Below are 1,711 nucleotides of genomic sequence, written 5' to 3'. Positions count from 1 at the left end.
CCCCCTCGTATAATTTGATTTAGAAGTTATCATGGAACCTCTATAAGGTTCTTGATAACCGGGTGTGCCTTTGCGAAAATCAATATAGGTTGGTCCGGGGTCACTCTTTGACACCCCCTGTAGCCCGCTTAGTCGGTGACTACTCGGCGAAGAGTGAGACCCTGCGGTGCGGCGCATGTTTCTTACGCGTGAGCTGAGCCAGCTGGCCAGCCGGCCTCTGGGTTCAGCAGGCCAGAGGTGCACCTCCGGCTGTCCTGCCACGCTCTCATCGCCCGCGAGGTTGTTATGCGCCGCACCCGTAGGGCACGCCCCTACTCTGGGCCAGCCCAAGGAGGGAAAACCTTTGGCTCAGGTCATCTTTGCAGGCATTGATATCAGCGCTCTTAAATGTGACCTGGTATGCCTCGATGAGCAGGGGCACCAGCTCGCGCCAGCTAAATCCTTTCCCAATAACCGCGAAGGTGCTTCTGGTTTAGTCGAGATGCTGGACCATCTTGCCCGTAAGTTTAATATCCAGCAACTTCATATTGGGTTGGAAGCTACTTCGGTTTATGGCATCCATCTTCGCGAATTCTTGCTGGACGCTTCGCAGCTTAAGGCGTACCCTACTGAGGTTTATGAAATTAATCCCGTTATGGTAGCTGGCTTTAAAAAGGCCTTCGGTGCCCGGCGCCCAAAAACAGATGCCCTAGACGCCTATGTTATCGCTGAACGGGTACGCTTCGGCCACCTTGTTCCTTATCGCCGGAAGACTATGGTCACTGAACCTTTACGCCAGCTGACCCGTTTGCGGTTGCATCTGGTAGAGTTGCTGACTGCTGAGCAAAATCGAGCCCTTAATCTCCTTTTCCTCAAGTTCTCTAACTACCACCAGGACAAGCCTTTTAGCCAGACTTTCGGTAAGTCGTCTTTAGCGGTCTTACAGGAGTTTACTCCTGATGAGCTGGTGGAAATGCCTTTGGAAGACCTTGTGGATTTTATCCAGTCCCACGGTAATAACAGGCTGATCGAACCTGGAGAAATGGCTAAGACTTTGAAACAGGCTGCCCGCCGTGCTTACCGCCTTAATCCTAAAATGCTTGAAGCTTGCCAGGTGGCTCTTTCCCTTACCCTCCAGAATATTGACCACCTCAAAAGGCAGCTTAAACAACTGGATAAGGTCATCTGCCGAGAATTAGAAGCCATACCCCAGACTCTAACCAGCGTAAAGGGCCTCGGTCCTGTCTCGGCCGCTGGCATAATCGCCGAAATTGGTGATATTAAACGTTTCAAAAATCAGGCTGCCCTGGCTCAATATGCAGGTCTTACCTGGACCCGTTACCAGTCGGGTGATTTCGATGCTGAAGAACGCCGCTTAACTAAAAGCGGGAACCGCTATCTGCGTTATTACTTGGTCCAGGCCGCTAACTCGTTGCGGGTGCACAACGAGGAGTATAAGGCCTATTACCAGAAAAAGTACCATGAGGTGACCAAACACCAGCATAAAAGAGCGCTGGTCTTGACTGCTCGTAAGTTAGTACGACTGGTCTTTGCGCTGCTGAGCAAAGGCCAAATCTATAAAGGGACGGTGATTAATTAATTGTAATACATAGCCTAATAAATTTCTTGTTTCCAGTTAGTTCCATTCGACTGGCGTGGTTTTTTATTGCCTTTTTTAAGCCTTGAGTTATTTATTCCCATTTTTTGGCCCTTGACTTTTTACCGTGAGTCT

1 protein-coding gene is annotated in these 1,711 nt (G+C 49.9%); it reads left to right on the top strand.

Annotation, left to right across the window (positions count from 1 at the left end; all coding sequences use genetic code 11):
- Nucleotides 1-343: 343 nt before the first annotated feature.
- A complete protein-coding gene (locus KKC1_RS04360; RefSeq protein ID WP_088553289.1) occupies nt 344-1,579 on the top strand; it encodes an IS110 family RNA-guided transposase in 1,236 nt (411 codons plus the stop codon).
- Nucleotides 1,580-1,711 lie beyond the last annotated feature (132 nt).

The organism is Calderihabitans maritimus (genome assembly GCF_002207765.1).
Lineage (GTDB): Bacteria > Bacillota > KKC1 > Calderihabitantales > Calderihabitantaceae > Calderihabitans > Calderihabitans maritimus.
This window is presented reverse-complemented; position numbering and strand designations above follow the sequence as displayed.